General features: G+C 72.3%; 18 protein-coding genes. 13 read left to right on the top strand and 5 right to left on the bottom strand.

Annotated elements, in window-relative coordinates; all coding sequences use genetic code 11:
* Positions 1–112 precede the first annotated feature (112 nt).
* Both ABZ725_RS17640 and purU read left to right on the top strand, forming a co-directional pair.
* Positions 113–613, top strand: coding sequence for a hypothetical protein (locus ABZ725_RS17640; protein ID WP_351904674.1), 501 nt, complete (start codon positions 113–115; stop codon positions 611–613).
* 113 nt (positions 614–726) lie between these two features.
* Positions 727–1,611 (top strand): formyltetrahydrofolate deformylase, encoded by an 885-nt coding sequence (gene purU, locus ABZ725_RS17635; protein ID WP_358803544.1) that lies wholly within the window; start codon positions 727–729, stop codon positions 1,609–1,611.
* 52 nt (positions 1,612–1,663) lie between these two features.
* Here purU and ABZ725_RS17630 read toward each other — a convergent pair whose 3' ends face one another.
* The gene (locus ABZ725_RS17630; RefSeq protein WP_358803543.1) at positions 1,664–2,986 is read right to left on the bottom strand and encodes a maleylpyruvate isomerase N-terminal domain-containing protein; all 1,323 of its coding nucleotides are present in this window, start codon (positions 2,984–2,986) and stop codon (positions 1,664–1,666) included.
* Positions 2,983–3,573: a sigma-70 family RNA polymerase sigma factor gene (locus ABZ725_RS17625; protein WP_358803542.1), complete on the bottom strand. Its 591-nt coding sequence runs from the start codon at positions 3,571–3,573 to the stop codon at positions 2,983–2,985. The genes ABZ725_RS17630 and ABZ725_RS17625 overlap by 4 nt, the downstream gene beginning before the upstream one ends.
* A gap of 339 nt (positions 3,574–3,912) precedes the next feature.
* On the opposite strand from ABZ725_RS17625, the gene ABZ725_RS17620 reads away from it, so the two are divergent.
* Together ABZ725_RS17620 and ABZ725_RS17615 are read left to right on the top strand one after the other, a co-directional pair.
* The gene (locus ABZ725_RS17620) at positions 3,913–4,293 is read left to right on the top strand and encodes an STAS domain-containing protein (protein ID WP_358803541.1); all 381 of its coding nucleotides are present in this window, start codon (positions 3,913–3,915) and stop codon (positions 4,291–4,293) included.
* 160 nt (positions 4,294–4,453) lie between these two features.
* Entirely contained in the window at positions 4,454–4,966 is a 513-nt protein-coding gene (locus tag ABZ725_RS17615) for an EF-hand domain-containing protein (RefSeq protein ID WP_358803540.1), read from the top strand.
* A 27-nt stretch (positions 4,967–4,993) separates the two neighbouring features.
* Here ABZ725_RS17615 and ABZ725_RS17610 read toward each other — a convergent pair whose 3' ends face one another.
* Positions 4,994–6,505 (bottom strand): AMP-binding protein, encoded by a 1,512-nt coding sequence (locus tag ABZ725_RS17610; RefSeq protein ID WP_358803539.1) that lies wholly within the window; start codon positions 6,503–6,505, stop codon positions 4,994–4,996.
* 173 nt (positions 6,506–6,678) lie between these two features.
* Between ABZ725_RS17610 and ABZ725_RS17605 the strand changes: the two genes are divergently transcribed.
* From ABZ725_RS17605 to ABZ725_RS17590, 4 genes are all read left to right on the top strand, one after another.
* On the top strand, positions 6,679–7,872 hold the full coding sequence (locus ABZ725_RS17605) for an amidohydrolase family protein (protein ID WP_358803538.1): 1,194 nt from the start codon (positions 6,679–6,681) through the stop codon (positions 7,870–7,872).
* Positions 7,873–7,880: 8 nt separating this feature from the next.
* Positions 7,881–9,014 (top strand): acyl-CoA dehydrogenase family protein, encoded by a 1,134-nt coding sequence (locus ABZ725_RS17600; protein WP_358803537.1) that lies wholly within the window; start codon positions 7,881–7,883, stop codon positions 9,012–9,014.
* A 10-nt stretch (positions 9,015–9,024) separates the two neighbouring features.
* Entirely contained in the window at positions 9,025–9,918 is an 894-nt protein-coding gene (locus ABZ725_RS17595) for an acyl-CoA dehydrogenase family protein (protein WP_358803536.1), read from the top strand.
* 562 nt (positions 9,919–10,480) lie between these two features.
* Positions 10,481–10,993: an ATP-binding protein gene (locus ABZ725_RS17590; RefSeq protein WP_358803757.1), complete on the top strand. Its 513-nt coding sequence runs from the start codon at positions 10,481–10,483 to the stop codon at positions 10,991–10,993.
* Positions 10,994–11,492: 499 nt separating this feature from the next.
* On the opposite strand, the gene ABZ725_RS17585 is transcribed toward ABZ725_RS17590, so the two are convergent.
* The gene (locus ABZ725_RS17585; protein WP_358803535.1) at positions 11,493–12,419 is read right to left on the bottom strand and encodes a cyclase family protein; all 927 of its coding nucleotides are present in this window, start codon (positions 12,417–12,419) and stop codon (positions 11,493–11,495) included.
* A gap of 86 nt (positions 12,420–12,505) precedes the next feature.
* On the opposite strand from ABZ725_RS17585, the gene ABZ725_RS17580 reads away from it, so the two are divergent.
* The 4 genes from ABZ725_RS17580 (at position 12,506) to ABZ725_RS17565 (ending at position 17,123) form a co-directional block, all read left to right on the top strand.
* Complete coding sequence (locus tag ABZ725_RS17580) at positions 12,506–13,423, top strand: SDR family NAD(P)-dependent oxidoreductase (RefSeq protein WP_358803534.1); 918 nt, start codon at positions 12,506–12,508, stop codon at positions 13,421–13,423.
* Between the two features lie 41 nt (positions 13,424–13,464).
* Positions 13,465–14,616 (top strand): acyl-CoA dehydrogenase family protein, encoded by a 1,152-nt coding sequence (locus ABZ725_RS17575; protein ID WP_358803533.1) that lies wholly within the window; start codon positions 13,465–13,467, stop codon positions 14,614–14,616.
* Positions 14,616–15,665, top strand: coding sequence for a Zn-dependent alcohol dehydrogenase (locus tag ABZ725_RS17570; RefSeq protein ID WP_358803532.1), 1,050 nt, complete (start codon positions 14,616–14,618; stop codon positions 15,663–15,665). Before ABZ725_RS17575 ends, ABZ725_RS17570 begins: the two co-directional genes overlap by 1 nt.
* Before the next feature lie 147 nt (positions 15,666–15,812).
* Positions 15,813–17,123 carry an MFS transporter gene (locus ABZ725_RS17565; protein WP_358803531.1) on the top strand — a complete coding sequence of 437 codons (1,311 nt, stop codon included), beginning with the start codon at positions 15,813–15,815 and terminating at the stop codon, positions 17,121–17,123.
* On the opposite strand, the gene ABZ725_RS17560 is transcribed toward ABZ725_RS17565, so the two are convergent.
* Positions 17,010–18,062 carry a helix-turn-helix domain-containing protein gene (locus tag ABZ725_RS17560; RefSeq protein WP_358803530.1) on the bottom strand — a complete coding sequence of 351 codons (1,053 nt, stop codon included), beginning with the start codon at positions 18,060–18,062 and terminating at the stop codon, positions 17,010–17,012. The genes ABZ725_RS17565 and ABZ725_RS17560 overlap by 114 nt on opposite strands.
* A 71-nt stretch (positions 18,063–18,133) precedes the next feature.
* On the opposite strand from ABZ725_RS17560, the gene ABZ725_RS17555 reads away from it, so the two are divergent.
* Entirely contained in the window at positions 18,134–19,441 is a 1,308-nt protein-coding gene (locus ABZ725_RS17555) for an MFS transporter (RefSeq protein WP_358803529.1), read from the top strand.

Genomic DNA, 19,441 nt, shown 5'->3' with positions numbered 1-19,441 from the left:
GCACGATTCCGTCACATCGCTAACCTGGGAGTGACCCTCGGTCAATGAGGGGTGACGGGCAGGTGAATTGCAGGGGCCCGTGAGGCTCCTGGGACGGGGAAACGTACGATCGATGACCGTGCAAGGTTCGGAGAACTCTTCCCGTCGCGGCCGTCGCTCCTCCACCATGGGCGGCATGCCACTCAACGACATGCCGTGGTGGCGCTGGCGCAGCAATGTGCGCTCCGCGCTGCACATGCTCTCCGATCCGGCGTTCCAGCAGAACGTCTGGCTGGCCGGCGTCGAGGGGTACGGGGACGTCACCGACGCCGTGTACCGCCTCGTCGAGGACACCTGGCTCGACAACTGGTCCGCCGAGAAGTACGTGGGCACGATCTTCCGTGACTCGCAGGAGGCGGCCCTCGTCGACACCGCCGTGCTCCGCGTCCTGCGCATCATGCACCAGGTCGGGCCGGACGCCCCGGTCTCCGCGTACGTCGACCACGAGGCGTGGCCGGAGGCGGTGCGGGCGGCGCGGGACGCGCATGTGCGCATGGCGGCGAGCGACGGCGACGACCCCGACGCACCGCCCCGGACCCTAGAGGTGCTGCGGATCATGACGCGGACGGCGTAGGCGCGGGCACCGGGGAGGCCGGTACCGGGGTTCCGGGAAGCGGGTACGGGAGGCGTGTTCCGGCCTGCGGGACGGTTGTCCACGGCCGTGGGCGGTATGCGACCCTGTCGGGCATGAACGCGCAGTCTGCCCGAGCCGCGGCGACCCCCGCCGACCAGTACGTCCTCACGCTCTCCTGCCCCGACAAGCAGGGCATCGTGCACGCCGTGTCGAGCTATCTCTTCATGACCGGCTGCAACATCGAGGACAGTCAGCAGTTCGGCGACCACGACACGGGCCTGTTCTTCCTGCGCGTCCACTTCTCGGCCGAGCCGCCGGTGACCGTGGACAAGCTGCGCGCCAGCTTCGCGGCGATCGGCGACTCCTTCCACATGGACTGGCAGATCAACCGGGCCGACGAGAAGATGCGCATCGTCCTCATGGTCAGCAAGTTCGGGCACTGCCTGAACGACCTGCTGTTCCGCGCCAGCATCGGCGCGCTGCCGGTGGAGATCGCGGCCGTGGTGTCCAACCACACCGATTTCGCCGACCTCGTGGGCTCGTACCACGTTCCCTTCCACCACATCCCGGTGACGAAGGAGAACAAGGCGCAGGCGGAGGCGCAGCTGCTGGAGCTGGTCCGGGAGCAGGACGTCGAGCTGGTCGTCCTGGCCCGTTATATGCAGGTTCTCTCCGACGACCTGTGCAAGCAGCTCAGCGGGCGGATCATCAACATCCACCACTCCTTCCTGCCGAGCTTCAAGGGCGCGAAGCCGTACCACCAGGCGCACGAGCGGGGCGTGAAGCTGATCGGGGCCACGGCGCACTATGTGACCGCGGATCTCGACGAGGGGCCGATCATCGAGCAGGAGGTCGAGCGCGTGGGGCACGGGGTCACGCCGGATCAGCTGGTCGCCGTCGGGCGCGATGTCGAGTGCCAGGCGCTGGCGCGGGCCGTCAAGTGGCATGCGGAGCGGCGGATCCTGCTCAACGGGCGACGGACGGTCGTCTTCGCCTAGGGCCGCGCCCCTGGGTGGGACACCCTCGCGTCAGCTGCTCGGGTGCCCGCCCCTACATCCGGCTCAACGCCGCCGCCGCGAACAGGACGTCCCTGATCGCGTCGCGGTCGCCGACCTGGCCCGCCGCCGCTTCCGCGGGGGCCACATGGCCGGCGGCCAGGCGGCAGAACTCCACGTCGTCCAGGGCGACGTGGGCCACCTCGTGGTCGGCGGAGCCCACCGCGCCCGGTGAGTCCAGGGGGATCAGCCACTCGCCGCCGCCCGAGCCCTCGATCTCCAGCCGCAGGCTGCGACCGGGGCGGCCGGCGGTCACCAGATGGCGGGTGTGCGAGCGGGAGGCGAGCCCCGCGCGGCGGCGGGCGGCGAGCGTCTCCGGCAGCATCCGCGCGGCCAGGTCGATCATGCCGTGCAGATGGCGCGGGGCGGGCGGCGCGTAGGGGTAGTCGACCGCTTCCGCGATGTCCTCGGCGTGCACCCAGCACTCGAAGGCCCGGTCCAGCATCGCGTCCCGCAGGGGCAGCTCGAAGCCGCCGTACGACACCGGCAGGCGGCCGGGGCCTCCGCCGGTGAAGGACACCGTGCGCACGAGGGCGTGGGTCTGTTCCCGCCAGGGGCCGCGTACGGAACGGGTGGGCGGGTAGTGCGAGCCCGCCCAGAACGCCTCCGTGCGGCGGGAGGGCGTGGCCGTCGGGGCGTCCGGCGCATCCGGTGCGTCCGGTTCGTCGGGCTTGCCCGGGTGGCCCGGGTCGCCGCCCGCGGTGAGCGGGTCGTCCAGGCCCAGGGCCACGGCGACCAGGCCGTCCACCGCGAGGAGGTGGGCGATGACCCCGGCGACGGTGGTGCGGCGGCTCGTCGGCTCCTCGCCGCGGAACCAGCGCAGCCGCACGGGCGCGTGCCACTCGGCGTCCCCGAAGTCCTGGAGCAGCGCGTCCAGCCGCGCCGTCTCGGCGTCGTACGACGCCGCCCAGGCGGGCACCGGGATGCGGGGCGGACGGCGGTCCAGGCAGCCGTCGAGGACGCGGGTGCGCAGGCCGGGGTCGAGGTCGAGGCTCTCCGGGCGCTGGAGGAGGCCGACGGCTTCGCGCAGTCGCCGCGCCTCGTCGGCGCAGGCTCCGCAGTCGCCGAGGTGCTCCTCGACGGCCGCGGTCTCCTCCGCGGAGCAGGCCGCCAGCGCCCATGCGCCCAGCAGGGACTTCAGCACCGGGTGTTCGAGGCTGAGCGGCTCCGGGCCGGTCGGCTCGGCGGGCGCAGGCAGCGGCAGTCCGCCGTCCTCGACGGAGGCGCGGGGGACGGGGATGGGCAGGGGGTCCTGCCGGCCGTGGGTCTCGTCCTCCTCGTCGCCGTCGTGCGGATCGAACCCGTCCGTGCCGCTCACGCCGCACCTCCGTATCCGGGCGGCGCCCCCGGTGACGCGGCGTCGTGAGCCGTGGAGAGGAGTTGCAGGCCGAGGCGGAGCCGACGGCGGGCCTCGTCCTCGGTGACGCCGAGGTCGACCGCGGTCTGGCGGTAGTCGCGGCGCTGGAAGTAGGCCAGTTCCAGGGCGGCCCGCAGCGGGGCGGGCATGGCCTGGACGATGTAGTCGGCGCGGGCGGCGACGGACGCGTGCCGCACGCGCAGTTCCAGTTCCTCGGTCGCCTCGGCGGAGCCGTGGCCGGCCTCGGCCAGGGCGGCGGTCTCGGTGGCGCGCAGTCGCTGCACGGCGAGGCGGTGGGTCAGCGTGGCGACCCAGGTGCGCAGCGGGCCCTGCTTCGGGTCGTAGGACTCGGGGTGCTCCCAGACGTGGGCGAAGACCTCGCGGGTGATGCCGTCGGCCGCTCGTTCGTCTGCGAGCACGCGGTGGGCGAGACCGTGCACAAGCGAAGCGAACCGGTCGTAGAGCTCGCCGAGGGCGGCCGCCTCACCGCGCGCGAGTCGCTGCTGCATCTTGCGGTCCCAGCGGGGCGGTGCGTCCCTCTTCGCCATGCGGCCCCCTCACCCGTGCCCGTCCCTCGGGCCGTGCCCGTGTCCAGCGTGCGTCCACCGTCACCTCGAATGTAGTCGGCACGTCCGACAACGCACGCCCCTTTGTTTCAATGAGCGCCCCTTGTCAGCGAGAGGGTGGTATGTGTCGCGCCTACCCGACTGGCGAGGATCGAATCGGACTGGAACTGACTGGAACAAGCCTCTTTCTCTCTCATTCTCTATGGATCCGTTTTCCCGTCGGTGTTTCGGGGCACGGCCGCTGGGCAGCCGCGCTGCAAGGAAGCGAAGGGACAGCTTCCGTTTTCGGCGGGCTGCGGCGCGCTACAGCGAGCGAAAGGCGTGGTGGTGGCCTTCAAAGTGACCGTCGGCGAGCAGGGCGGATGGGCCGTGCTCCATGTGTCGGGCGAGCTGGACCTGGTGACGTCGCCGGCGCTGCGTCAGCGGGTGCACGACGAGGTGGCCGAGGGCCGCCACGATCTCGTCCTGGACCTCTCCGAGGTGTACTTCTGCGACTCCAGCGGCGTCGGCGTCCTCATCGCCGCCCGCCGCCTGATCCGCTCCTGCCGGGGGCGACTGCGGCTGATCCTCCCCGCGCGGGGCGCGGCCGAGGACTCCCACGTCAACCGGGTGCTGGGCGCGCTGGGCGTGCGCCGGCTCTTCGACGTCTACGGCGATCTCGCGGCCGCGGTGGACGACGGGACGGAACCGCTCTCGGCGTAGTTTCCGGCCCGGTCGGTGTGGTCGCTCTGCCACACCCTTGTCCTGAATTTCCCCCGGTCTTGGCACAGGCGTCGCTTTCCCGCCGCCCGGACGTCTCCGGCGTCGTACGCTCCCTGCCGGAAGCATCCCCACACGACGACGTCAGGTGGTCCGAGAAGACATGGTCAACAGTGAGTACGGACGCAGGATCGCCGCGCGGTTCGCCACCTTCGACCAGGACGGCAACGGCTACATCGACCGGGAGGACTTCGGCGCGGCGGCCAAGGCGGTGCTCGCCGAGTTCGGCACCACGGCCCGCTCCGACAAGGGGCAGGCCCTCTACGCGGGCGCCGAGGCGTTCTGGCAGGGCATGGCCGGCATCGCCGACCGGGACGGCGACCAGCGCATCACCCGGGATGAGTTCGTGAACGGCGCGGTCAAGCGCCTGAGGGACAACCCGGAGCGGTTCGCCGAGATCGCCCGCCCCTTCCTGCACGCGGCCCTGGACATCGCCGACGCCGACGGCGACGGCCGGGCCACGGTCGAGGACACCGTACGGGTGCTCACGGCCCTCGGAGCGCCCGAGGAGGTCGCCCGGACGGCCGCCGAAGCGCTCGACGCCGACGCGGACGGCAAGGTCGGCGAGGCGGAGATCGTCCCCGCCTTCGCCCGCTACTTCACGGTCCCCGAGTAGCCGTAGCCGTAGCCGCAGCCTCAGCCGCTATCCGGCGGTCGGCGAGAAGCGCTCGCGCAGCTTGTACTTCAGCACCTTCCGCAGCGTCTCGTTGCGCGGAAGGGCCTCCACCACCTCGAGCCGCTCCGGCAGCTTGTGGACCGACAGCCCGCCCGCGCGCAGATACGCCGTGACCGCCTCCAGGGTCAACGGCTCCCCGGCCCCCGGCACCCGTTCCACCACCGCGCACACCAGTTCGCCGCGCTCCGCGTCCGGCAGGCCGATCACCGCGACGTCGCCGACGGCCGGGTGGGCGGCCAGCAGGTCCTCGATCTCCTTGGCGGACACGTTCTCCCCCTTGCGGATGATGACGTCCTTCAGCCGCCCGGTGAGGACCAGATGCCCGCTGTCGGTCATGTGCCCCAGGTCGCCGGTGCGCAGGAACCCGTCCGCGTCGAAGGCCTCGGCGCTCTGGCCGGGATCCAGATAGCCCCGGCACACGGCCTCCCCGCGCAACCGCACCTCGCCCTCCACCACGCGGATCTCCATGCCCTCCGGCGGCCGCCCCTCCGTGGTCGCGAGGTTCTCCGCGGTGTCGTCCGGCGCCCCCATGGTGATCATCGGGACCTCGGTCATCCCGTAGCCGTGCGTCAGCTGCACGCCCATCTCGCGCACGACCGCGTGGTACACCTCGGGCGGCTTGGGCGCTCCGCCGCCCGCGAGCAGCCGTAGCGTGGGGATCACGCGCGTGTGCGGCTGTTTGCGCTGCTCGGCGAGGAACATCGAGTAGAAGGCCGTCGAGCCGCCCGCCACCGTCACCCCGTGCCGTCGGTACCCCTCCAGCGCGTCCGGCAGCGCGAAGTGCTCGAACATCACCGCCGGGAAGCCGTACAGCAGGAGCATGACGGTGTAGTCGGGGCCGGCGATGTGGGCGTACGGGAACGCCATCGAGCCGACGTCGTCCGCCGTCAGGCGCAGCGCGTGGGCGAGGCAGGAGCCGCCGGCGATCAGCGAGCGGTCGGTGTGCAGCACGCCCTTGGGGTCGGAGGTGGTGCCGGAGGTCCAGTAGATCCAGCGGACCGACGTGCCGTCGGCGGGCGGGGCGGGGAGCACGGCGGGATCGCCCTCGGGCAGGTCGTCGTAGGCCTCGAAGACGCCCTTCGCGCCGAGCCGCCGGGCCATCTCGGTGTGGTCGAAGCCCCGCCAGACGCCGGGCACGGCGAAGAACTCCGCCTTCGACTCGCGCAGCGCGAAGCCGACCTCGCGGTCGCGGTAGAAGGGGATGACGGGCGACTGCACGGCCCCGAGGCGGGCCAGGGCGAAGGACAGGACGGCGGTCTCCAGGCGGGTCGGCAGCTGCCAGGCGACGACCGTGCCGGGGCGGACGCCCATGTCGTGCAGCCCGGCCGCGACCCGCTCGGCACGCTCGCGCAGCTCGCCGAAGGTCAGCGCGCGCTCCTCCTGGAGGAGGACCCGGCGGTCGGGGGTGAGTTCGGCGCGGCGGGCGAGCAGGTCCCAGAGCGTGCGGGACGCGCTCAGCTCGTGGGCGGTGTCGGTCACGGCGGCCCCCTGTAGCTGACGGTCTGTCAGATCGTGGGCAGAGCGTAGGGCTCGGTGCCTTGCTGGTCCAGGGGTGCCGCACTAGCCTTCTCTGTACGTCGAATCTGACGGTCCATCAGATCTCATCGGATCTCATCCAGCAGATCTCAGAGGATTCATGAGTGGGGGTCCCCATGACCGAACTGCCGCGCATCGTCAGCGTCGACGACCACGTGATCGAACCCGCGCACCTCTTCGCGACCTGGCTGCCGCGCAAATACCGCGACCGGGGGCCGCAGCCCCTCACCGCCGGGATCGGCGAGCTCGCCTACGTCGCCGGGAAGTACCAGATCACGATGGATCCGGACGGCCAGCCCACCGACTGGTGGATCTACGAGGACCTGAAGTTCCCGTACAAGCGCAACATCGCCGCCGTCGGCTTCGACCGAGACGAGATGACGCTGGAGGGCATCACCCGCGAGGAGATGCGGCGCGGCTGCTGGGACCCGAAGGCCCGGCTGGCGGACATGGACCTCAACCACGTCGAGGCCTCCCTCTGCTTCCCCTCCTTCCCCCGCTTCTGCGGGCAGACCTTCGCCGAGGCGCACGACAAGGAGGTCGCGCTGGCCTGTGTGCGCGCCTACAACGACTGGATGGTCGAGGAGTGGTGCGGGGGCAGCGGCGGCCGGCTGATCCCGCTGTGCCTGATCCCCCTGTGGGACATCGACCTGGCGGTCGCGGAGATCCGGCGCAACGCGGCCCGCGGGGTGCGCGCGGTGACCTTCTCCGAGATCCCCAGCCACCTCGGGCTGCCGTCGATCCACTCGGGCTACTGGGACCCGTTCTTCGCGGTGTGCGAGGAGACGGGGACGGTCGTCAACATGCACATCGGCTCGTCGTCGCAGATGCCGGCCGCCTCGCCCGACGCGCCCCCGGCCGTCCAGGCGTCCCTGTCGTTCAACAACGCCATGGCCTCGATGATGGACTACCTGTTCAGCGGCGTCCTGGTGCGCTTCCCGCGCCTGAAACTCGCCTACTCCGAGGGTCAGATGGGCTGGATCCCGTACGCCCTGGAGCGCGCCGACGACGTCTGGGAGGAGCACCGCGCGTGGGGCGGCGTCCGGGATCTCATCCCCGAGCCGCCGTCCACGTACTACTACCGGCAGATGTTCTGCTGCTTCTTCCGCGACAAGCACGGGGTCGCGTCCCTGGACGTGGTCGGGCGCGACAACGCCACCTTCGAGACCGACTACCCGCACGTCGACTCGACCTTCCCGCACACCAAGGAGGTCGCCCTCGACCATGTGAAGGGACTCGACGACGAGACGGTCTACAAGCTGATGCGGGGCAACGCGATCCGCATGCTGGACCTGGATCTCGACAAGTAGGCCCGCCCATGGACCTCACGTACACCCCGCAGGAAGAGGAGTTCCGGGCCCGGCTGCGGGAGTGGCTCGGCAAGATCCTGCCGAGCCTGCCGCCGAAGCCGTCCCCGGACGACTGGCCGGCCCGCAGGGCGTACGACCTCGGCTGGCAGCGCACGCTGTACGACGCCGGGTACGCCCATGTCCACTGGGACGCCTCCCCGACCGTCCGGCTGATCTTCCTGGAGGAGACGGAGAAGGCCGGCGCGCCCTATGTGGGCGCGGGTTTCGTCGGGCTGCTCCACGCGGGGCCGACGATCGCGGCCGAGGGGACGGCCGAGCAGCGGGACCGCTGGCTGCCGCCCGTCCTGCGCGGCGAGGAGGTCTGGTGCCAGGGCTTCAGCGAGCCCGACGCGGGGTCCGACCTCGCGGCGCTGCGCACACGCGCGTGGCGCGACGGCGACGACTACGTGGTGAGCGGCTCCAAGATCTGGACCTCGCACGCGGAAGTCGCCGACTGGTGCGAACTGTTGGTGCGCACGGACCCGGCCGCCCCCAAGCACAAGGGCATCACCTGGCTCGCCATGCCCATGGCCGCCCCCGGCGTCACCGTTCGGCCGCTGCGCACCCTCGCCGGGTCCGCCGAGTTCGCCGAGGTGTTCCTGGACGAGGTGCGGGTGCCGGTCGAGAACCGGGTGGGGGACGAGAACGACGGCTGGCGGGTGACGATGGTGACGCTGTCCTTCGAACGCGGCACCGCCTTCGTGGGCGAGGTCGTCGCCTGTCGGCGCGTGCTGGGCGAACTCGCCCACGAGGCACGGAGGAACGGCCGCTGGGACGATCCGGCCCTACGGCGGCGGCTGGGCCTGCTCAACGCCGAGTTCCGGGCGCTCTGGCGGCTCACCCAGTGGAACGTGAGCGAGGCCGAGGCAGGCGGCGGCCTGCCGGGCGTCGGGGGCTCGGTCTTCAAGCTGAGGTATTCGCAGGCGCGCCAGGAGCTGTACGAAGCCGCCGCCGACGTCCTGGGCGACGAGGCGCTCGACCTCGACCGCCCCTGGGCCCTCGACCGGCTCTCCTCGCTGTCGTACACCATCGCCGCCGGTACCTCGCAGATCCAGCGGAACATCGTGGCCGAGCGGATCCTGGGCCTGCCGAAGGGGAGGTGAACGGTCCGACATGCGTTTTCAGCTGACGGACGATCAACGGGCACTGCGGGACGGGGTGCGGCAACTGCTCGCGCGCCGCTTCGACCGGGAGGCGCTGCGGGCCGCCGTGGACCGGCCGGGATCGCTGGACCGCGCGCTGTGGCGGGAGCTGGGGGCGGCCGGCTTCTTCGCCCTGCGGCTGCCCGAGGCGGACGGCGGGGTCGGACTGGGGCTGCCCGAGGCGGTGTTGGCGTTCGAGGAGGCGGGCCGGGCCCTGCTGCCCGGGCCGCTGGTCGCCACCCACCTCGCGGCGGGACGCGTGCCCGGCGCGGCCGACGGCGAGACGGTCGTCGCGGCCGTCCACGGCGGCGGGCCGGTGGAGTGGCTGGCGGCGGCGGACGTCGTGTGCGGGGACGCCGAGGGGGCCGTGCCGCTGCGCTCGGTGGACCCGCTCACACCGCTGCACCGGGTGCCGGGCGCGGTGCCCGGCGCGTCGGCCGTGGACCCCGTCGTCGTCCTCCTCACCGCGGCCGAGCAGTTGGGCACCGCCACACGCGCGTGCGAGCTGGCCGTGCAACACGCCCGGGCGCGTGAGCAGTTCGGGCAGCCGATCGGGGCCTTCCAGGCGGTCAAGCATCTGTGCGCGGAGCTGCTGGTGCGGGTCGAGGTGGCCCGCGCGGCGGTCTACGCGGCCGCCGTCACGGCCGACCCCGTCGACATCGCGGCCGCCCGGCTCCTCGCCGACGAGGCCGCCGTACGCGGGGCGCGAGACTGCCTCCAGGTACACGGCGGCATGGGGTTCACCTGGGAGGCGGACGTCCATCTCCTGCTGAAACGTGCCTGGGTGCGTACCCGACGTGCGGGATCTGCTACGGAGAGTGAGGAGCTGTTGGCGGACGATCTGCTGTCCGAGGCGGGTCGATAGCGGCCGTCGGCGGCGTCTGCCTGCGGTGACGGCCGGGGGTGGCGGGCGGACGGCCGTACGGATGTCGCGGATTGTGGCATACCGGAATCACGGAGCGTCGATATCGGGTTGTGTCCGATGCGTGACCCGTCACGGCCCGGAGTCGACGGGTCGCTCCGGTACCTTCTGTGAGATGCGAGTGGTTCCGAGCATGAGCCATGCCGGTGGTGCCCTTGGGGTAGCGCCGGATCCGGCGGTGCGCGCCGTCGCTCGCAGGGCGTACGGGCTTTTGTCCCCCGCCTGTTCGACTCCCCGGGGCGGGCGTCGCACAGTATGCCGCACGGGTAATCCTTCGCGCTGGAATATGCCCGAAGCGCTTGTTGGGGTGACTGTCCGTCAATCAAGCTGTCTCGTAAGGGATTCACGTTCCGTCACCCTGCCTCTGGCTGTTGTTCTGGCCATGCAGAAAATGGCTACGATCGTGGCCCCCGTCGTCATGGTGCACACGCGGCTCGCGTGGCTCGCGTGGCGTACGGCCATGTGTCCGCCGGTTCGGATGGTGTGAGCGGTGCAGGTGCTTCAAGTGCAGCTGGAGATCCGGCCCGACCCTGCTGAGGTGGGGCGCGCCCGGAGATGGGCCCGTTCACGTCTGGCCGGGTCCGGGATAGGGGACGAGGAGCCGCTCGCCGAGACATTGATCCTGCTCGTCTCCGAACTGGTCACCAACGCCGTGGTGCACACCGGCTGTCCGGCCGTGCTGCGGCTCTCCCTGCCCGGCGGGTCGGCGGGGCCGGGCCAGGCGGCCGAGCCGTCCGTCGTCCGCCTGGAGGTGGCCGACACCAGCGACCGGGCCCCGGTGCCCCGGTGCGCCGGCGACGAGGCGACGGGCGGCCGCGGGCTGGCCCTCGTCGACGGCCTCGCGGACCGCTGGGGCTGGAGCGTCGAGGGCGCGGGCAAGCGGATCTGGTGCGAACTGGACCGCTGCGCGAGGCCGAGCGAGGTCGAGGCGGATCGGGGAGGCGCGGTCGAGTGCGCGGCGGTGCGGCAGGAGGCCGTCGAGCCGGCTTACGGCGGGCTCGCGTACGAGGTCGTCTGACGGGGCGACAGGCCGACGGGCCGACGGGCCGACGGGCCGACGGGCCCACGGGCCCACGGGCCGGCGGGCTGCTGGGCCGGCGGACTGGCGGGCCGGTGGATTCATGGGCCGACCGGCTGACGGCGCACAGGTGCGGAACGCCTCGCAGGGTGCGGGGCACGGGCGCAGAAAGCGCTGTCGGTTTCGGCCGATCGGGGGGCGGTGCGCCTGGCTGTGCTTCCGTGCGCGCCCATTACGAATAGGGCATAAGGAAGAAATCCCCGTTCTGGTGTTGACGCCACGTGTCCGTTTGATCACGCTTGTGGTCAGCGATTCGCCGTGAGGGGACGGCGAGGGCTTCGGTGACGGGAGCCCTTGTCGAGTGCGGGTCGTGATTCGGCGTCGGTTCCCTCAGGGCCGAGGGGAGACGGGGCAGGTACGCCGGAGTCGGATGGCGGTGCGCGGTGCCGTGCTCGGGGCGGGCAGCCGCGCGCCGCCAGCCGAGGTGGGTCGTCGGTGCTCAGAGAACGGCCACGGGGGCCACCGGAGTTCCCGTCCCGCCGACGAACGGCTCGGGCATCGCCGACAGCCAGAACGCATAGCGGCCCGCTTGTCCACAGGCTGTGGACAACTCTTCGAGATTCCAGTTCTGGCCCTGCAGCATCCCCATCTCCACGAGATCGAGCGCATGCACGGGCAGCCACAGGTCGTCGATCTCCGGCGGGAAGATCTCGAACGTGAGGGTGTCGTTGGCGACCGCCGCCACATCGCGCGCGTGGAACCACTCCGGAGTCCGGACCGACAGCCCGGGCGACGGATAGCCGTACGCGTGCTTGTCGCCGGACAGATAGACCTGGACCTGCCCGGTCCGCACGAGCGCGATGTCGCCCGCACGCACGCGCGTGCCGGCCAGTTCCTCGGCCGCCTCCAGGTCCTCGGGCGTGACGGCGTGTCCGCCCGCCAGTCGATCGACGCCACGCGCGCGTGCCACGTCCAGGAGCACCCCGCGCGAGACGATGTGCCGCGCCTTGTCGATGCCGCTGAACTCGGCCCCGCCGTGCGGGGTGATGGTGGCGGCCGGGCGGCCGTTGTAGAGCTTCCCCGAGTGCGAGACGTGGGTCAGCGCGTCCCAGTGGGTGCCGGCCTGCAGGCCCATGGTCACGGCGTCGTCGCTGCACGCCACCGTCCCCGGGCCGAAGATCTCCTGGTTGATCTGCACCATGGCGTGCAGGGGGTTGACCCGCCCCGGGATCATCCCGGTCTGCACGCCGTCCTCCCTGAGCGGCAGCGCGAGCGGGACGCGGCGGCCGGTGCGGATCTCGGCCGCCGCCGCCCGGACGACGTCGTCGGTGATGAGGTTCAGCGTGCCGATCTCGTCGTCGGCCCCCCACCGCCCCCAGTTGTTGACGCGCTTGGCGATCTCGTGGAACTCGGCCGGCAGTGACATCCGGTGCCTCCCCGGGGCTTGTCCTGGCCCAGTTGACGGGACATAAAATCTAACGGTCCGTCAGAAACCGTGGGAAGGGGCCGGGCGTGGGGAACTTCTTGGCAGGCAGGGTCGTCGCGGTGACGGGCGCCGGACGCGGGATCGGCCGGGCGGTCGCGCTGGCGGCGGCGGCCGAGGGCGCGCGGGTCGTCGTCAACGACTACGGGGTGGGCGTGGACGGGGCCGCGCCCACCAGCGAGATCGCCGAGACCGTCGTCAAGGAGATCGAGGCGGCGGGCGGGGAGGCCGTCGCCGTCGCCGACGACATCTCCACGATGGCGGGCGGGCAGCGGGTCGTCGACGTGGCGCTGGCCTCGTACGGACGGCTCGACGGGGTCGTCTGCGTGGCCGGGATCCTGCGCGAGCGCATGCTGTTCAACATGTCCGAGCAGGAGTGGGACCCGGTCGTCGCCACCCATCTGAAGGGCACGTTCACCGTGTTCCGGGCCGCCGCCGCGGTGATGCGGCAGCAGCGGGCGGGAACCCTGATCGGCTTCACCAGCGGCAACCATCAGGGGTCCGTCTCCCAGGCCAACTACAGCGCGGCGAAGGGCGGGATCATCTCGCTCGTGCGGAGCGCGGCGCTCGGTCTGCACAAGTACGGGGTCACCGCCAACGCGGTGGCGCCGGTCGCGCGGACGCGGATGTCCGCCGGCGTGCCCATGGAGTTGGCGGAGATCGGCGAGCCGGAGGACGTGGCCGCGTTCGTGGTCTATCTGCTGTCGGAGCGGGCGCGGGAGGCGGGGGTCACCGGGCAGGTGTACACGGTCGCCGGACCGAAGATCGCGGTGTGGGCGCAGCCCAGGGAACTCCGTGCGGTCTATGCGGAGGGGGGCTCCTGGACGCCCGAGCGGATCGCGGAGGTGTTGCCGGGGGCGGTGGGGGTGGACCCGATGCCGATGCTCGCGCGGTTGGAGGAGATGGCTCGAGCGGCGCGGGACGGGACTCGACCGAACGCCCAGTAGCTCGGGGCTGCACCTTTCTTGGCCTGACTCAGGAGGTGAACGTGGAGTTCGGATTCACTCCCGTCGATGAGGAGTTCCGTCTGGAGGCGCGGGCCTGGCTTGCCGGGCAGGCGCCTTATCCGGCCGATCGGCGGGCCTGGGAACGCGGCCTCGGTGCGGCCGGGTGGATCGGGCTCGGGTGGGGCGAGGGCGGGTACGGGAATCGGACCGCCTCGCTCACCCAGCAGGTCGCCTGGGCCGAGGAGTACGCGGGGGCGGGGGCGCCGGCCCGGTCCGGGCACATAGGGGAGAACCTCCTCGCGCCCACCCTCCTGGCACACGGCAGCGACGAGCAGAAGAAGCGGTTCCTGCCGCCCGTCGCCGCCGGCGCGGAGCTCTGGTGCCAGGGGTACAGCGAGCCCGGGGCCGGGTCCGATCTCGCCGGGGTGCGTACCGCGGCCGTGCGCGAGTCGGCGGGGGGTTTTCGGGTCACGGGGCAGAAGATCTGGACGTCGCTCGCCCATGAGGCCGACTGGTGCTTCGTGCTCGCCCGTACCGACCCGGAGTCGAGGCGGCATCGCGGCTTGAGTTTTCTCCTCGTCCCGATGGACCAGCCGGGGCGGATCGAGGTGCGGCCGATCCGGCAGCTGACCGGCACCAGCGAGTTCAACGAGGTCTTCTTCGACGGGGCGCACGCGCGCGTGGAGCACCTCGTGGGCGCGGAGGGCGACGGCTGGCGGGTCGCGATGAGCCTGCTCGGCTTCGAACGCGGGGTGTCGACCCTGGCCCAGCAGATCGGCTTCGCCGCGGAGTTGGGGCGGGTGGTCCGTACCGCGGTGGAGACGGGCGCGGCCGACGACCCCGTCGTACGCGAGCGGCTGGTGCGGCTGTGGGCCGAGTTGCGCACCATGCGGTGGAACGCGCTGCGGACGCTGGGCGGCTCGGGCGGGCCGGGTGCGCCGAGCGTGGCCAAGCTGCTGTGGGCGGGCTGGCACCAGCGGCTGGGCGAGGTGGCGATGCAGGTGCGGGGCGCGGCGGCGAGCGTCGGACCGGCCGACTGGTCGCCCTCCTCGCCGTACGAACTCGACGACGCGCAGCACCTGTTCCTGTTCTCCCGGGCCGACACGATCTACGGCGGCTCGGACCAGATCCAGCGCACGATCATCGCCGAGCGGGTGCTCGGCCTGCCCAGAGACCGCAAGGAGGTCGTCTGATGCGAGGCGTGGTGTTCGACGGGAAGCGGGCCGAGGTCGTCGACGACCTGGAGGTGCGCGACCCCGGGCCGGGTGAGGTGCTCGTCGCGATCACGGCGGCCGGGCTGTGCCACAGCGACCTGTCGGTGGTCGACGGGACGATCCCCTTCCCGGCGCCTGTCGTCCTCGGGCACGAGGGCGCGGGGGTCGTGGCGCAGGTCGGTGCGGGCGTCACGCATGTCGTCCCCGGGGACCATGTCGCGCTGTCCACGCTCGCCAACTGCGGTACCTGCGCGGAGTGCGACCGCGGTCGGCCGACGATGTGCCGGCAGGCCATCGGGCGGCCGCGGAAGCCGTTCACGCGCGCGGGGAGCGCGGTCCACCAGTTCGCGGCCAACTCCGCCTTCGCCGAGCGCACGGTGGTGAAGGCCGTGCAGGCGGTGCCGATACCGAAGGACATCCCGCTGACGTCCGCCGCGCTGATCGGGTGCGGGGTGCTGACCGGGGTCGGGGCCGTGCTCAACCGCGCGCGTGTGGGGCACGGGGAGAGCGTCGTCGTCATCGGGACGGGCGGGATCGGGCTCAACGTGCTGCAGGGGGCGCGGATCGCGGGCGCGTCGCAGATCGTGGCCGTCGACGCGAACCCGGCGAAGGAGGCGATGGCCCGGCAGTTCGGGGCGACCGAGTTCCTGCCGTCGGCGGAAGGCGTGCGGGACGTCCTCCCGACGGGCGCGGACCATGTCTTCGAGTGCGTGGGGAAGGTCGAGCTGATCCGCACGGCGATCGACCTGCTGGACCGGCACGGACAGGCGGTGCTGCTGGGCGTGCCGCCGGCGACCGCCGAGGCGTCCTTCCGCGTCTCCTCCCTGTTCCTGGACAAGGCGATCCTGGGCTGCCGTTACGGCGCCTCCCGCCCCCAGCGGGACATCGCGTTGTACGCCGGGCTGTACCGCGAGGGGCGGCTGCTGCTCGACGAACTCGTCACGCAGGTCTATCCGGTCGAGGACTTCGAGAAGGCGGCGGCGGACGCGGAGGCGGGGCGGGTGGCGCGGGGGGTGCTGACGTTCTGACGGGCGCCGCGGGACTGGGGGCAGGACTGCGGGCAGGACCGGGGGCAGGACTCGGGAAAGGACTGGAGGCGCGGGGGCTGTCCGGAGTTTTCCACAGGCCGGGGAAATTCGTGGGGCGATGTCGGCACCACCGCCTACGGTCGTGTCATGACCTACCGTGACGTCGCCACCAAACAGGTCCTGACCTGGACCTTAACCGCCGTCGGCGCCCGTATGCCGGTCGCCATGGCGCCGCTGGCCGTGGTGTTCCTGGTGCGCGAGCGCCCCGGCGGCTACTCGCTGGGCGCGATTCTCGCGGCGGTCTACGTCCTCGGCGAGATCGTGGGCGCCCCGGTCCTCGGGCTGCGGCTGCGCCATGAGCGCGCCCGGCTGCACCTGGCCGTCGGGCTCGGGGTCGGAGCCGTCGGCTTCGCGGGGCTGGGAGGATTTCCGGCGGCGCATCCGGTCGCGCTCGCCGGGTTCGCGCTCGTGGCCGGCGCCGCCCCGGCCGCGTCCACCGGGGGGCTGCGCACGCTGCTCACCGCGCTGGTGCCGCAGCGTGCGGTCACGCAGGCGCTGTCGGTCGAGTCGATGCTGACGGCCGGCGTGTGGGCCGTCTCCCCGGCCGCGGTCGCCGGCCTGGCCCTGGGCATCGCGCCGCGCGTCCCGTTGCTCCTCGCCGCCGCGCTGATGGCGTCGTCGCTCGTCGGCCTGTGCTTTCTGCCGGCCGCCTGGGGCGCGGACGACACCAGCGGTGGCGGTGGCGGTGGGGCGCGGATACGGGTGCTGGCCGGGGCCTGGCCGGTGTATGTCACGGGGGCGGCCAGTCTGACGCTGCTCGGCCTGGCCGAACTCGTCCTGCCGGCCCTGCTCGAACAGCGGGGCGTCGGCGTCGGCTGGTCCGGCCCGCTGCTGACGGGGATGGCGGTGGGCGGCGGCCTCGGTGCGTTCGCCTACGGCCTTCGCAGCTGGCCGGGGCTGCTGCGCACCCGCAGCGTGGTGCTGATGTCCGGGACGTCGGTCTGCGTGACGCTCGCCGCGCTGATACCGGACGTGCTGGGGATCGCGGCGGCGCTGGCCGTGGGCGGCACGCTCCAGACGGGCGCGATGCTCACCCGCAACCTCTCCCTGCGCGAGGCGCTCCCGCCGAACGCCCTGGCCGCGGGCTACTCCGTCATGTACGCGGCGGCCGGGGCCGGTTACGCGGCGACGGGGTCGCTCGCCGGCGCCCTGCTCCGGGTGGTGGCGCCGTCGACCGCGATCCTGGCCGGGGTGGGCCTGACGCTGGCGCTGACCACGCTCGGCTGGTGGGGCGAGGCACGGCACGCCGCCCGGTCGGTGCAGGGCGGCGACACCGCCGTGGCGTCAGGTCCGGCCGACCGGCGTCGCGCCGGTTCCCAGCCCTCCGGCGTCCCCGGTCCGGAAGGTTCGGAAGGTTCGGCGGTAGGCGGTCGGGGTGACTCCGAGGGCCGCCTGTAGGTGCTGGCGCATCGACTGGGCGGTGCCGAAACCGGCGTCCCGGGCGATCTGGTCGACGGACAGGTCGCTGGACTCCAGCAGGTGCCGGGCCCGCTCGACGCGCTGCTGGGCGAGCCACTGGCCGGGGCTGATGCCGACCTCCTCGCGGAAGCGGCGGGTGAACGTCCGTACCGACATGGCCTCCTGCTCGGCCATGTCACGCAGCTGGATCGGCTCGTGGAGGCGGCCCAGCGCCCACACACGGGCGGCCGTCGTGGTCGCCTGCTGGGGGTCGGGCACCGGCCGCTCGATGTACTGCGCCTGGCCGCCGTCGCGGTGCGGCGGCACGACGGTGCGGCGGGCGACGTCGTTGGCGACGGCGGTGCCGTGGTCGCGGCGGACCATGTGCAGACACAGGTCGATGCCGGCGGCGACGCCGGCCGAGGTGAGGACGTCGCCGTCGTCGATGAACAGGACCTCCTGGTCGACCTCGATCTGCGGGAACAGCCGCTGGAGCCGGTCCGCGTCGGCCCAGTGCGTGGTGGCGGGACGGCCGTCCAGGAAGCCGGCGGCGGCCAGGACGTACACGCCGGTGCAGATGGAGGCGAGGCGGGTGCCGGGCCGGACGTGGGCGAGGGCGGCGGCGAGGTCCTCGGTCAGGACGCCCTCCTCGAAGACCGGCCCGAGCTCGTACGACGCCGGGACGATCACGGTGTCGGCGGTGGCCAGCGTCTCCGGGCCGTGCTCGACCATGATCGCGAAGTCGGCGTCCGTCTCGACGGGTCCCGGCGGCCGGACGGAGCAGGTGACCACCTCGTACAGAGGCCGTCCCGCGGCGTCCTTGGGGCGGCCGAAGATGCGGTGCGGGATGCCCAGCTCGAAGGGGAGCAGACCGTCGAGGGCGAGGACGACGACACGGTGCGGCGCCTGCGGAGGGGTGTCCTGACCGAGGAGGCTCATGGCCCGATCCTAGCGAATACTGTCCTTCGGGCCACTCGATGTGAGGAGACGGACACCGCACCCTTTATGTCGTGACCCAGACAAGCGAGGCTCCCTCAGCCATAGAGGATCAGAAGCCCCCTACTCGCCTCCGTATCCACCGCGCCTGGTTCGTCGCCGCCGTCACCTTCGTCACGATCATCGGCGCGGCGGCCTTCCGCTCCGTCCCCGGCCTGCTCATCGACCCGCTGCACCAGGAGTTCGGCTGGTCGCGCGGCACGATCGGCGCGGCGGTCTCGATCAACCTGGCGCTGTACGGCCTCACCGCCCCGTTCGCGGCGGCGTTGATGGACCGCTTCGGCATCCGACGCGTCGTGGCGGTGGCCCTGACCGTGATCTCGGCCGGCTCGCTGCTGACGGTGTGGATGACGGCTGCCTGGCAACTGCTGCTGTACTGGGGCCTGTTGGTCGGCCTCGGCTCGGGCTCGATGGCGCTCGCCTTCGCCGCGACGGTCACCAACCGCTGGTTCACCGAGCGCCGGGGCCTGGTCAGCGGCATCCTGACCGCGGCCTCCGCCTCCGGCCAGCTGATCTTCCTGCCGCTGCTGTCCTGGATGGTCACGCGCTACGACTGGCGTCCGGCGGCGGTGACGGTGGCGCTGGCCGCCCTGGTCGTCGTCCCCTTCGTCTGGCTGCTGCTGCGCGACCACCCGGCGGACGTGGGCCAGAAGCCGTACGGGGCGACGGAGTTCGTGCCGAAGCCGGCGCCTGTGACGGGGGCCGCGCGTCGCACGCTGCGCGTGCTCTTCTCGGCGGTGCGCACCGGCCCGTTCTGGCTGCTGGCCGGTACCTTCGCGATCTGCGGCGCCTCGACGAACGGCCTGGTCCAGACCCACTTCGTGCCCGCGGCCCACGACCACGGCATGCCGGTCACCGCCGCGGCCTCGCTCCTCGCGGTCATCGGCGTCTTCGACGTCGTCGGCACGATCGCCTCCGGCTGGTTCACGGACCGCTTCGACGCGCGCCGGCTGCTGGCGGTGTACTACGCGCTGCGCGGCGTCTCGCTGCTCTTCCTCCCGATGCTGCTCGCCCCGACGGTCCACCCCCCGATGATCTTCTTCATCGTCTTCTACGGCCTCGACTGGGTCGCCACCGTCCCGCCCACCCTCGCCCTGTGCCGTGAGCACTACGGCGAGGACAGCGCCATCGTCTTCGGCTGGGTCCTGGCCTCCCATCAGGTCGGCGCGGCCCTGATCGCCTTCCTGGGCGGCTTCGCCCGCGACACCTTCGGCTCGTACGACCTGGTCTGGTACGCCTCGGGCGCGCTGTGCGCGGCGGCGGCGCTGATGGCACTGGTGATCCGCCGGACACCGGCGACTCCGGGACTGGCGGTGGCCTGA

Source organism: Streptomyces sp. NPDC006872, assembly GCF_040635845.1.
Classification (GTDB): Bacteria; Actinomycetota; Actinomycetes; order Streptomycetales; family Streptomycetaceae; genus Streptomyces.
Note: the sequence above shows the minus strand (reverse complement) of the source record. Positions and strands in the feature narration are given on the sequence as shown.